Here is a 12065-nt window from a genome sequence, read left to right as displayed (position 1 = left end):
CAAATTTTATCTCTCCAAGGCCCACAGTGTCCGAAATCACGGCCGAGTCCGATCCGCAGTTCCTCATCGAATTTGCGATCAACTGTGAAACCGTCGCCTGCGACGAATCGTCTCTGCGGACGATCGCGATCGACGTTCTCAGGCAGGAGGGGATCGCCGAAGCTGAAATCAGTGTGGCGATCGTCGGGCACTCCGACATGCGTCGCATGAATCGTGAGTATCTCGATCACGATTTCGACACCGACGTACTGAGCTTTCGGCTCGACGACAATGAGCCCGGCGACGGATCGCTCGAGGGCCAACTGGTCATCGACGCCGAGACCGCAGCGGAAGCGGCTGCGGAATTTCGTTGGAGTGGTCGGGAGGAGTTGATACTGTATCTGATCCACGGATTACTGCATCTGGCCGGTTACGACGACCGGACCGATGAGGATCGGAACTCAATGCGAATACGAGAGACAGCGTTACTTTCTCGGCACGGAATTGAGCGCTCGCGGGATTTGACGTCCTCCGACTCGCCGTCGGTACGGTCTGCGGAGAGTGAGAGAACCCGATGACTCTGCTTCCGCCTGTAGCGGCCGGTTTCACGCTGTTGTCTCTGTTCATCGTTTCGTTTGCCGCCCGCAGTTTGCGCAATTTCTCGCGCAGCCGGCTGGGCGAAATTAGTGAGCAGCGTGACCTGCTTGATCGCGGCTCCGAAATTTTGCGTCAACACGGCGAGGTCGAGGCCGACCTGAGCGGACTCAAAGTGGCCCTGCTCGGTCTGTTCGGGGCCTGCTGTGCGGCGTGGTTCGGGCCGCCGTTCGATGTCGAAGGGGTCGCCATTCTTGCCGCCGGAGAATGGTTGCTCGCGATCGGCACTTTGACCATAACGACGGCGCTGCTGCCGTCGATCTTCGGCACCATCTACGGCGAGAGTTTTCTCGTAAGCTGGTGGCCGTTCATTACGTTGTTACTGCGGATGATCTATCCGTTTCGCATCGTCGCCGAGCGCGTCGAACGGTTGCTCAACCGGATGGCCGGTCGACCCGATCCGGAACGATCGGACGCCGCCGAGTTGATCTCCCAGGAACTCAAATCGGTCGTCGACATCGGCCAGCGAGAGGGCGTGATCGAATCGGGAGCCGGCACGATGATCGCCCGGGTGATCGAATTACGTGAGGGCGACGCCGAGAACGTGATGACGCCCCGAACCGAAATGATCGTGCTCTCAGCCGACGTCACCGTCGACGAGGCCCGGCAGGCGTTCGTCGACGAAGGCCACTCGCGTCTGCCGGTCATCGGTGACTCGATCGACGACGTCCTCGGCATCCTCTACGCCAAAGATTTGCTCAAAGCTCTCGACGGCAACGGCGGTCACGAAATCAACATCCGTGACATCCTCCGCGAAGCCGTCTTCGTCCCCGAGTCGACCGGCATCGATGCACTGCTCGAACGCATGAAAAAGTCGGGCGTCCACATGGTGATCGTCGTCGATGAATACGGCGGCGTTGCGGGGTTGGCCACGCTCGAAGACGTCCTCGAAGAGATCGTCGGCGATATCTTCGACGAATTCGATGACGAGGAGCGGGAGTCGCCCGCAGTGATCCGCGTCGATAACGACACGCTCGACGTCGAAGCCCGCGTTCATATTGATGACCTCAACGAAGAGTACGGGCTCGACCTGCCCGAAGACGGCGACTACGACACCGTCGGCGGCTTCGTCTACGACCAACTCGGCAAAGTCCCGGACATCGGCGAAACCTTCAGTTGGAACGACCTCCGCGTCGACGTCACCGACGCCGACCACCGCCGCGTTCTGCGGGTCCGCATCCACAGCCGGACCCCGGTCAACTCTGGCAGCAATGGGCAGGGCTGATATTGAAGTACTTTTTCGACCTGCCAGTGGCCGCCTCTTTGATAGCGGAACGGTGATTCGTACAGCGCTTAAGACCGTGACGAAAGTCACCCGCAAACCTCCGCAAATATGACTGCAACCGGCTGCTCATATTCGTCTGCCCGGTGCCGTCGCTTGGAAGTATACGATCGCGACAATCCTGAGCGTTGCTGAACACGTTTTGGGACGGAAGTCGGCCTAATGATCGGCAACTAATAATTCTCCTCGTATTTCTCCCAGTCAGGGCGGTGCGCCGCGTGGGATAGTTTTTCGATAGAGCGTTCGAGGTCGTGCATAAAGGCGTCGCGGTCCGGGTCCCAAGGCACCTGCTTGCCTATGAAGCAGTCGCAAAAGAATGGCACGAGGACGCCTTCGCCCTTCGGTAGAGCTCGTCCCAATCCGTGAAGAAAAACCGGTGTGAGCGGTACGTCAGGATGTCGTCTGGCGATGTGGGCGACACCGGTTTTAAACGTCTCCCGGACTTCAGGCTCTCCGCGGCTGCCTTCCGGGAACAAGATCACGATTTCGTCCCGGCCGAGCGATTCGTCGACACCTTTCAAGGGGTCGCGGTGGGCGCTCTTAATTGTGCGTTCGATCGGGATAATGCCGATAATGCTCTTCGAAAACCATGTCAACCAGGCATTCCGCAAAAAGTGATCGGCGGCTGCGACCGGACGCACCAAATGCAGTCGTTTCATCCCGAACAGTGAAATTAGAACCATCGTGTCGAGATGGCTGTTGTGATTCGCAACAAGCAGTGCTGGCCCGGCGCCGGGAAGCCGTTCGATGTTCCGCACGTTCACGCCGATTAAAAGTAGAACGACAGGGCGGACGATGCACAGAAAGAAGATATACCTTAGCGTATTGTTAATCATTAATTTGGTCGCCGGGCCTCGATCTGACAAGAACGATTAGGCATACAGATAATACATGTAATGAAAGAAGAGCGGGGCGGTGAAAGTGAGGCTGTCGATTCGGTCGAGTATCCCGCCGTGGCCGGGCAGGATCGACCCCGAGTCCTTTACGCCGAGGTCACGCTTTAATGCGGAGATGGACACGTCCCCGGCGAACCCGCCGAGGCCGATGATCAGCCCTGCGATCAGCGCGCGGGGCAAATCGAGAATCGTCAGATACGGGCCGATCACCGCTGCCAAAACGACGGTCGAAGCGACACCGCCGATCAATCCGGCGACGGTCTTGCCGGGGCTGACGGTCGGAACAATCTTACGCTTCCCGAGCAGTTTGCCCCAGCAAAACTGTGCGATGTCATTGAATTGCGTCAGGAACACGAGCAGCAGCAACAGGGCCGGTCCCGCCAGTTGTGCCTCGGAACCGTCGGGCCACGCCGCCGTGACGCGTGCCTGTTCGGACGGCACAAGGGCCAGCAGAAACGCGGCGTGCGATACGCTGAAGACGGTCGTCATTAAACCCCAGTGGAGGGTTCCAGACGCCCTGAGAAAGCCGCTTGTCTCACCGACAATCACCATTCGGGTCGGGATCAGCATGAAGAGGTAGACGGGGATGAAGACGATAAACATCCCATAAAACTCCGAGTAGACCCAATAATACTGAAACGGAATTGAAAGATAAGCGAGGAATAAGACGCGATGGTCAGCTCGACGAGTGGGAATAAGAGTCAAAAACTCTTTGAAAGCAAGGAAGCTGACGAGCGCAAAGAATAGGACCGAGGCTGTGTGCCCGAGGACTAATGCGATGCCAAATAGTCCTACGATCACCCACCATGTGCGGACCCGTTGGGACACCTCTTTCACATTCGAGTCTGGTCGTCCACGGCGCACTCCCCAAGTAATTAAGGAGGCAACGGCGAGCGTCGCGAATATTCCACCGAGCGTGTAATAGACCTGTGGCGGGATTTGATCAGACATCGGTTGCGGCTCCATCAGTCGCTCTCGCCCGCATCAGGTTCGCGATTCGCATTAAGCGTCGAATCGCCGTCACAACGCCGCCGGCGGCAACTGCGATGAGGACCACCCCGATGATCCCGATTCCGGATGGTGAATGGACCGGTTGCCAACTGGCTGGCAGCAATCCGCATAAAACCAAAGCCAGCGTGAGGACGGCCATTCTTTGCTGTTTGGCCATTGGGCCGAGAAATACTTGCCCGACTCCGACGCTCGCTCCGATTGCACGCACATAGGCGACAAAGATCGCGACGAGAGCGGCAAGAAGCCCAAACTCCGGTACGCTGCCGATGGCGTAGCCGGCGCCGATAAAGATCGCACTGTCGGAAACGCGATCGGGCACTTCATTAAATAGTTCTCCGATAGCCGACGCCTTGCCACCCTCAATCGCGACCATTCCGTCAAGCAGGTTGGCAATTAATCGCGCCTGCAGGCAAGCCGCTGCGGTCAGCCAAATCACCTTCACGATGATGTCATCGCCGACATGGGGAGTAAATGCGAGCAAGGTGCCGGCTGCCAATCCAAAGAAAATGCTGGTGGCCGAGATGATGTTGGGTGTAATCGGCGTCGTTGCCAGCCATGCGGCGAGGCGCTGGAAGAATCGCCAGTCTCGGGTCTTGAGCGGGCGGCGGCCCGCGGGGGAGTCGATCATCGCGTCCACCCCATAAGAAACATTCCGAGAATCAGAAGGATCATGCCGAAGATATTGACGAGGCTGATATTCGTGCCATAGGCGAACAGGCCGATCAACGCGGCCCAGATAAAGGTCGTGGCGTAGATCGGATATAAAACGCGAAGTTCACCTCCTCTCTTAAATGCCGCGACGAACAAAACCATGACGGCGATATAACAGACGACGCCGACGAGTATTCTCCAGTTCGCCACATAGCTGAGAACCGACGTCCCCTGACCGTGGGACGTCACCTGTTCCGTTCCCGATTTATACAGGAACTGCCCGACCGCCCCGAATAGCGAGGCGAGAAGAAAAAGAAATATCGATGCGAGTGGTGTTTGCATTCAGTCCTCAAAATATGTGTAACGGGATGCCCAGTGCCCGCCAATTCTCGCCAGTGACTTAATGAGTGGCGCTCGCGCGGTCGACCTATACGGCGCTCAAAATGAATGTTGTGTGAGTCCATCGAAGTAAGATGGCCAACTCTGATGCGCCCGGCCTGCTGCCTCGGCGAAATGACTGTCGTTGTTCGCCGCACCGTGGCGAATGCCTTCATAGATTCCCGCGATCACATTGCCGATGAACTCGCCGAGTTCTGCGACACGTTGCTCGCGAAAGTCTGCGACCGATATCGCCCGATATTGTAAATTAAGGCCGAAGGCTTCGTTGAGGTAGTCCGCCAATTGTTGCTGGGTCATGGGCGCGCCGTGAAGATTATAGATTTTCCCGTCGTGCTGTGAGTCCGTCAGCATTCGGGCGTAAGCGTGAGCAAGTTCCGGGCGTGTCGTGTAGCCGCACAGGCCGTCGCCGGCACAGTTTACGATCTCGCCGCGTTGTTTGTACGTCTCGACGTACTCGACATCCGGCTCGATATAGATGCCGTTGCGGCCGAGGGCCCATTGCAATCCGCAGTTGCGAACATCTTCTTCCGTCTGGCGATTACTTTGGACGACAGGCGAGAAACCCGTGTCTTCTTCGGCGCCTTGCACACTGGTGTAGACGATTTTGCTCACCCCGGTCCGTTTGGCGGCATCGATCACGTTGCGGTGTTGTTTAATTCTCTGTTCGGGGGAAGCCATGCCGGAGACGAGCAGCAGGGTATTGACCCCTTGCAACGAATTTTCGAGTTCGCGCGGCGAGTCGTAGTCGCCGGGTCGGATTTCAATTCCAAGTGATTGAGCTTTTTCAGGGGTTCGGGCGAGGCCGATGATCTCGTCGTTTCGAGCAAGCCTTGCTGTGGCTTTAATGACTTCCCGGCCAAGGTGACCGCTCGCGGCCGTGACGGCAATTTTCATGGTGGAGACTCCCTCGGTTTCGCGTAAGACCTCACCTTATGTTCGATCGATTTGGGTCGCTACGTTGCGCTGATCCGTGGGAAATTGCACGGCGCAAAAAGAAACCCGACACCGAATTGTCGGTGTCGGGTGATCGATGGGACTCGTGGGAGTGGGCGGCTGCGACTCAGCCGGCGAAATTCAGTCCCGCGTCACCTTCCGGGGCGTTGTCTCGGAGGAAGCCGAAGCCGCCGTTCTGCCAGGTGATCGTTCCCGTCAGGTTGCCGGCATCGGCGTTGACGAGGGAGAGTTGATCGCCGTCGAGTTGGTAGGTTCCACCGAACTGCGTCTGTTGGCCGTTGTTCTTGACCTGCCAAACGAAGTTGCCATTTGCTTCGAGGCTCAGGGTCACGATGACGCCTTCGCTCGGTTGGGCGGTCCAAGTGCCGACATATTCGGGCGTTGCGGCAACAGGAGCGGCCGGTGCCGCCGGGGCGAGGCCCCATGCTCCAAGCGAGGGAGCGTTCTGTACGATAGTGACCGAAGGCCGAACCGGTCGGGCCGTCGCGATGTAGCCGGCATCGAATCCGTAGTAGCAGGGGGCGACGGTCGGCTTGTGGTGACGGTAGCCGAAGTAGCCCGTCACGTGTTTGACGTTTCGGTGAGCGTGGTGCCGATTGTGGTGGCCGGTGAAGTGGCCGTTGCGATGCCGGTCGTTTTGGTGCCCGAAACGGTGGTTGTCGAAGCGGTGCCGATCGTTCCGGAAGTTGTTGTGGTGATTTCCGTTTTTGTTTCCTCGGTGAATCTGGCCGCTGAATCGGTTGCCGCCACCGCTGGAACGATTGTGAGATCGCTGCTGATTCTGGCCGCCGAAGCGGTTCATGACTTGCTTCATGCGGCTGCCGCCTCCGTTGTTTCCACCGCGGCGATTGTTGCGATCGCCGGCGAAGGCGTCACCCGTGGCGATGATCATTCCGAAAGCCACAGCAGCAGCAGTCAGCGTTTTGGTCAGCCCGTTCATGATTCGTGTCCCGTCTTAGGTTTTGAGTTGTTTGTCTTCCCGATACACAGGGAAGCGACGGGGCTCGGGAGGTGTTACAGCCGGTCAGGAAATTCTTTCTGAGATTTCACTCCACAGGTGCCGGCGAACTGCCGCGTTCGCCGAGCATCTTTTCGAAGAACGCGACCATCTTGGTCTTCGAATTTCGAGGGCCGGAGTGTCCGCCGTTGTCGCTGATTTCAAGTTCAGCAGAACCACCGGCTTTTGCCAGTTCCGCGTGCATTCTCTGCGACTGCTGCCACGGGACGGTGCGATCGTTCTTGCTGTGCAGCAGCAGAATCGGCGGGTCCTCGGCGTCGACATGATTGATCGCCGATGCCCTCAGCCAGTCCTTGTCCGTCGGCGCGTAGGTGGAGCCGATCCATTCCCCGTTCGTGACGAGTTTGGTGTCGAGGTTGGGCTGAATCGCGATCTGCTCCCGGTCGACGAACCGGCCGACGAAATCGTAGACGCCCGCGATGCCGACGGCCGCTTGAATGCGTGCTGGATACGGTTCGTCGTTGCCCGCCTGTCGACCTTCGTTCTTCTCAGGCGTGACGGCTAAGAGTACCGCCAGCGTCGCGCCCGCGGATCGTCCCATCGCTCCGATTCGATCGGGGTCGATGCCGTATTCGTCGCTGATCTCGCGGATGAAGCGAACAGCGGCTTCGACATCGGCCATGGTCTCCCGATAGGTGTGCTTCGGTCGGCCCCGATAAGAGATCAGTGCCGCGGCAAACCCGTGCTCTGCGAGGTGTTCGGCCATGGGACGAAATCGCTGGCCGGTCTGCGGCTTGAACCCTCCGCCTTGAATCACAACGACGCAGGGCATCGGCTCAGCCGCGTCGAGCGGGACGTACAGGTCGAGCTTGAGCCTCGGCTCCGCCGTGGGATACCTCAACCCCTGATGCACCTTGTATTCGCGAACAGACCGCGGAGCGTCTTCGCCGTTTCCGGTCGCAGTTGCGAGCAGGGCAAAACATGCCGCGAGTAGAAAAGGCTGTGATTTTTGCATCAAAGTATCTCCCGGTGAATGAGACAAAGTGTCGGCCTGGTGCGGCGATCGGATGGACCTAAATGGAATCTGCGAGGAAGGGCTCTTCGTCAAGGCATCGCCGAAATCGCTGAGATTGCTTCGCAGGTCAGCCTGTGACTTGGCCGCATCCAACACAAGTGTCGCTCGCTGCAAGCGCTCGCTCGGAGTAAATCGGCGAAAACCATGCTTGATTACTCCCAATTGTTAAGAGGTGACGAGGAATGGTCTGTCGGAATGGTACGATTAATAAATAGTGCGAGCTGTGAACGCGGCCCGATCGGCGGATTCAACTCCGGCGACTACTGGATCAGGGGCATGCGCATGGCGGCGGATTCTTAATTAGTGTGAAGTACGGCTCAAACGCGACTTGCTCCTTACCGTCGGCTATGCCATCAGAACTCTTTCGGCGTTGATCCCGTTAATTATACATCGCGAACGGCAGTCGGAAGCGTCGATTCGTCTCTCACCACCGCTCCACCGGCCCGGACGGTACCGGCACGTGCATGTCGGGCAGTAAGCCGTTCCGTGTGCCGCCGACGGGGCCTGCGGTGCTGATGGCGGCGAGGGCGGCTTCGACTTCTTTGAGGGTTTTGGCGACTTGATACTGATGGCGGTGCGGGGCGCGGACGCGCATCGACTTTAAATACCAGTGGGCCATCTTGCGGAAGCGGACGATCGCTTTCTCCGGCTCGAACCGCTCCATTAAATAGCCGAGCTGTTTTCTTAAAAGCCCGAGGCGGTCGTCGAAGGTGCCGGCGGGGGAGTAAGTGCCGGTCGTCTCCCACTCGACGAGTTGCCGGAAGATCCACGGGTTGGCCAGGGCGCCGCGTCCCATCGAGACGATGTCGCAACCGGTCTCGCGGAACATCGCGAGTGCATCCTCAACATTCCTAATATCGCCGTTGCCCACGACGGGGATGCACTCGACCGCTTCTACTACCTTTTGTATGCCGGTGCGGTCGACCTCGCCGGAGAAGCCTTGAGCGCGGGTGCGGCCATGGATCGCGACGGCGGCGACGCCGACCTGTTCGAACTCACGGGCGAACTTGGGGGCGGTGAGTTGCTTTGAATCCCAGCCGAGCCGCATCTTGACGGTGACGGGAATCTGAACGGCTTCAACTACGGTGCGGACGAGGTTCACTGTTGAATTCGGATCATCACACATTAATTTCGACCCGGCCCCGACCTTGGTGATGCGGTCGACGGGGCAGCCCATATTAATGTCGATCGAGTCGACGCCGCGGCTTTCAAGGAGCTGCGCGGCTTCGGCCATGCGGGCGGGGTCGTTGCCGAAGATCTGCACGGCAAAGGGCCGGTCCTCGGGGCAGGTTTCGATCAACTCCCAAGTTTTATTGCTGCCTTCCAAGAGGCCGCGGGCGTTGACGAGGTCGGTCGTGCCGAGGCCCACGCCGCCGAGTTCGCGGACGATCCGTCGGAACGGGAGGTTCGTGTAGCCCGCGAGGGGGGAGAGGTGATAGCGCGTGGGGAGTTCGAGCGGGCCGTAGTGGACAGGGCCGGTGGGGTAGGGAACTTCGGACAAATCATTCAGTCTGCTCGGGGCCAAGTCTTCGCTGTACTTAGTATGAATATCGGACATCAATTGGACCTGAGATCGAAGTTCTCACGGTGACCGTAAATTGCGGGAAAAACTAAAGGCCGAACCGATAGCCAAACGAACGTCACTCCGCATAAGTGCCAGAACAAGAAAATTGTAAACGGTCGTGCGGTTCGCACTCCTTCACCTTGAAAGTAAATAAAGTAATCCAGCGGGCGGATAATGCTCAGCAGCGTTAATGGCAATTCAAGAATTGCGGTCAGGACTTCGCCGAAAGGGACCATATGCTCCCTTGTTAGTGATAGAGTCGGTAGATGAATGTCCCACCCGGGAACGACAAATGCGCCTCGTCCATAGCCGAGCCACGGTAGCGAAGAGAGCAGCAGAGAAATGATTCCAATTGTAAGGAAGATTTTGCAACGCCCGTTGAACATTCTTGGCTGAAATGGTGGTGTCAGATTCGCTGGGGGCGTACAGAAATCGGCGTCGTTGGTTTCGGTAAGGGTCACCCGTGTGGTCCCTTGCTTGCGCTGCGGGCTTGTGCTCGGGGGCGTTACTTCTTTGCGCTGCGGGTTTGTGTTTGTCGCGCTCATCGCTGGACGGCTTCGCATTGCTGTTCGCAGGCGGAGACGATTTGTTGTTGGACTTTGTCGACCTCATCGCCGGTGAGGGTGCCCTCGGGCGAGCGGAAGACGAGCCGCATCACGTAGGACTTCTTGTTCGGGCCGAGCTGCTTGCCGCGGAACTGGCTGGCGAACTCGACCGACTCGACCAATTCGCCCCCCGCGGCGAGGGCGACGTTGGAGAGCTTCTCCCACGTGACCGGTTCAGCGAGCATGAAATTAATGTCGCGCTCGACGGCCGGAAACTGCGGGATTGGCTCGAACGTCCGCTGAAGCGTTGCGCGCTCCACGAGCGGGTCGACGAACAATTCGAATGCCGAGGCGGCCCCGCGGAGGTCGAGGGTGGGCGACTCCAAGACGTTCGTATCGAGTTCGCCGACCCAGCCGAGGGGCGTGTCGCCGAGAGACAGCTCCGCCGCCCGGCCCTCGGCGAAGGCGTCCAGCTTCGCCGGGCGCGCGGTGATCACGGCGTCGGGGCAGAGGTCTTCGACGAGCGACTCGACAATGCCCTTCACATCGCCGAACTCGCGACCGGTCACCCCCGAAACCACCATCGGTTCGGCCGACGGCTTGCCGGGTGAGGCTTCGAGAAACGTCTTCGCGATCTCGAACAACTCGGCGTTGGCGGTGCCGTGACGTTCGTTCTCGCGGCGGCACATCAGCAGGCTCGGCACGAGGCTGCGGCGGAGGATGTGCTCGTGCCGACGGCTTGAATGGTCAACACGCAGCGGCTCTTGGCCCGCGTACGGGTCGAATAGCGCCTGCTGGTCTTCGCTGATGAATGTGATCGTGATCGCTTCGGAGAGCCCGGCTCCATTGAGGACCGCCCGCATTCGCTGCCGGACGGCATCGGCCTTCGGCAACGTCGGCACTTCAACCGGAATATTTGCGTCATCCGGGATCTCGTCGTATCCGTAAATACGAGCGACCTCTTCGATCAGGTCGCACTCGCGCGTGAGGTCGGGCCGCCAGCTTGGGGGAACAAAGGCTGCTTTCTCGTCCGTGACTTTGCCTGCGACCTTGAGGCCGAGGCGCTCCAATATTTTGACTGCTTCTGCAGGGGCGATGTCGATCCCGAGCAGCCGGGGAATCTGGCCGAACCGCATCTCGACCGGCTCGCGCGATGTGGGAATTTCCTCGCCCGCGTGGACCGAACCGGCACAAAGAGTCCCGCCGGCGACGTCGAGGATCACCTCCGCGCAACGGCGGCTGTTCCAGTCGAGCTGGGTGGCATCGACAAGTCGCTCGAACCGGAACTGCGACGGGCTGAAGAGCTTCAGCTTGCGGGCGGTGCCGCGGACCGTAAGCGGAACGAACTGGGCCGTCTCCAGCAGGATGTCGGTGGTGCCCTTAGAGATTTCGCTATCGAAGCCGCCCATCACGCCGGCGACGGCGACCGGTCGCTCGGCATCGGCGATGACGCACATCTCTTCGGAGAGTTCGTACGTCTGGTGATCGATCGCTTCGATCTTCTCGCGTTTGGCTGCCCGGCGGACGACGATGCGGCCCTCCTTCAACTTGGCGAGATCGAAAGCGTGGAACGGCTGGCCGGTCTCCAGCATCACATAGTTGGTCGCATCGACGACGTTGTTGACCGATTTGATACCAACGGATTCGAGCCGACGCACGAGCCAATCGGGGCTGGGGCCGACCTTGATGCCGCGGATGATGCGGGCGTTGTAGCGCGGGCAGAGGTCGGGGCACTGAATCTCGACGGAAGTGACGTCCGATGTCTGTTCGTCGGAGGCGGGCGGCTCGGCCTGCGGGAGCTTCAGTTCGATTTGGTAGAGGACGGCGATCTCGCGGGCGACGCCGATGTGGCCGAGGCAGTCGGGGCGATTGCTGGTGACTTCGAGGTCGATCGCGACGTCATCGCCGACTTCTTCGACCCCTTCGAGATTGAGGCCCGAGAACGTCAGCCGGTCGGTCAATTCCTCAACCGGCATGTCCACGTCGACGTATTCGGACAACCATTCACGACTGACAATCATTCCATGCTCCGTGGCTGCGTCACGCAGCTTGGCTGTGCGTTACGCGGGTTAGCTGTGCGTTGCGCGGCTTTGTCTT

Annotated in this window: 12 protein-coding genes; 3 read left to right on the top strand and 9 right to left on the bottom strand. The window is 59.2% G+C overall.

What is annotated here, in order from left to right; translation table 11 throughout:
* Positions 1-26: 26 nt before the first annotated feature.
* On the top strand, positions 27-557 hold the full coding sequence (ybeY, locus tag Pan189_RS18895; protein ID WP_310820788.1) for an rRNA maturation RNase YbeY: 531 nt from the start codon (positions 27-29) through the stop codon (positions 555-557).
* Positions 554-1858, top strand: a complete 1305-nt coding sequence (locus Pan189_RS18890; RefSeq protein WP_145365638.1) for a hemolysin family protein — start codon at positions 554-556, stop codon at positions 1856-1858. The genes ybeY and Pan189_RS18890 overlap by 4 nt, the downstream gene beginning before the upstream one ends.
* A 230-nt stretch (positions 1859-2088) precedes the next feature.
* Here the strand turns inward: Pan189_RS18890 and Pan189_RS18885 are convergent, their stop codons facing one another.
* The 6 genes from Pan189_RS18885 to Pan189_RS18860 form a co-directional block, all read right to left on the bottom strand.
* Positions 2089-2751 (bottom strand): lysophospholipid acyltransferase family protein, encoded by a 663-nt coding sequence (locus Pan189_RS18885; RefSeq protein WP_145365637.1) that lies wholly within the window; start codon positions 2749-2751, stop codon positions 2089-2091.
* Positions 2752-2787: 36 nt separating this feature from the next.
* Complete coding sequence (locus Pan189_RS18880; RefSeq protein ID WP_145365636.1) at positions 2788-3762, bottom strand: phosphatidate cytidylyltransferase; 975 nt, start codon at positions 3760-3762, stop codon at positions 2788-2790.
* On the bottom strand, positions 3755-4450 hold the full coding sequence (locus tag Pan189_RS18875) for a CDP-alcohol phosphatidyltransferase family protein (RefSeq protein WP_145365635.1): 696 nt from the start codon (positions 4448-4450) through the stop codon (positions 3755-3757). Before Pan189_RS18875 ends, Pan189_RS18880 begins: the two co-directional genes overlap by 8 nt.
* Positions 4447-4815: a hypothetical protein gene (locus tag Pan189_RS18870; RefSeq protein WP_145365634.1), complete on the bottom strand. Its 369-nt coding sequence runs from the start codon at positions 4813-4815 to the stop codon at positions 4447-4449. The genes Pan189_RS18875 and Pan189_RS18870 overlap by 4 nt, the downstream gene beginning before the upstream one ends.
* Positions 4816-4911: 96 nt before the next feature.
* On the bottom strand, positions 4912-5766 hold the full coding sequence (locus tag Pan189_RS18865) for an SDR family oxidoreductase (RefSeq protein ID WP_145365633.1): 855 nt from the start codon (positions 5764-5766) through the stop codon (positions 4912-4914).
* Positions 5767-5932: 166 nt separating this feature from the next.
* Positions 5933-6391 carry a hypothetical protein gene (locus Pan189_RS18860; RefSeq protein WP_145365632.1) on the bottom strand — a complete coding sequence of 153 codons (459 nt, stop codon included), beginning with the start codon at positions 6389-6391 and terminating at the stop codon, positions 5933-5935.
* Here Pan189_RS18860 and Pan189_RS18855 point away from each other — a divergent pair, their 5' ends adjacent.
* Positions 6392-6868, top strand: a complete 477-nt coding sequence (locus Pan189_RS18855) for a hypothetical protein (RefSeq protein ID WP_145365631.1) — start codon at positions 6392-6394, stop codon at positions 6866-6868.
* 4 nt (positions 6869-6872) lie between these two features.
* Here Pan189_RS18855 and Pan189_RS18850 read toward each other — a convergent pair whose 3' ends face one another.
* From Pan189_RS18850 to pheT, 3 genes are all read right to left on the bottom strand, one after another.
* On the bottom strand, positions 6873-7799 hold the full coding sequence (locus tag Pan189_RS18850) for an alpha/beta hydrolase (RefSeq protein WP_145365630.1): 927 nt from the start codon (positions 7797-7799) through the stop codon (positions 6873-6875).
* Between the two features lie 484 nt (positions 7800-8283).
* On the bottom strand, positions 8284-9417 hold the full coding sequence (gene dusB / locus Pan189_RS18845; protein ID WP_145365629.1) for a tRNA dihydrouridine synthase DusB: 1134 nt from the start codon (positions 9415-9417) through the stop codon (positions 8284-8286).
* Between the two features lie 547 nt (positions 9418-9964).
* Positions 9965-11989 carry a phenylalanine--tRNA ligase subunit beta gene (pheT, locus tag Pan189_RS18840; protein WP_145365628.1) on the bottom strand — a complete coding sequence of 675 codons (2025 nt, stop codon included), beginning with the start codon at positions 11987-11989 and terminating at the stop codon, positions 9965-9967.
* Between the last annotated feature and the right edge of the window lie 76 nt (positions 11990-12065).

The sequence above is a fragment of the Stratiformator vulcanicus genome (genome assembly GCF_007744515.1).
Lineage (GTDB): Bacteria > Planctomycetota > Planctomycetia > Planctomycetales > Planctomycetaceae > Stratiformator > Stratiformator vulcanicus.
This window is presented reverse-complemented; position numbering and strand designations above follow the sequence as displayed.